This is a genomic window from Pseudomonas khavaziana, assembly GCF_019145205.1.
GTDB classification, from domain to species: Bacteria; Pseudomonadota; Gammaproteobacteria; order Pseudomonadales; family Pseudomonadaceae; genus Aquipseudomonas; species Aquipseudomonas khavaziana.
The window spans coordinates 1-203 of record NZ_JAHSTT010000086.1 but is presented as its reverse complement, the minus strand read 5'-3'; the positions used below and the strand labels follow the sequence as shown (position 1 = coordinate 203).

Genomic DNA, 203 nt, shown 5'->3' with positions numbered 1-203 from the left:
GACTCGCCGGCCTTGATGGTGATCACCGAGCCATTGCTCAAGGTGACATTCACCGGGCTCTGCGCCGGGTTGGTCAGGGTGGCGGTGTAGGTGATCTGGCCGCCTTCAGTGACGTTGCCGTCGGCTGTCAGGGTAACGGTGGTGGTATCGACCGAATCAGTAATGGTGGTGACCGCAGGCGTGGTGCTCGGCACCAGGTTTTC

The 203-nt window shown here is 61.6% G+C and carries 1 protein-coding gene; it reads right to left on the bottom strand.

All coding sequences use genetic code 11. The features are described 5' to 3' along the window. A partial coding sequence (locus KVH01_RS29645; protein ID WP_318836596.1) for an immunoglobulin-like domain-containing protein occupies positions 1-203 on the bottom strand: 203 nt, incomplete at both ends.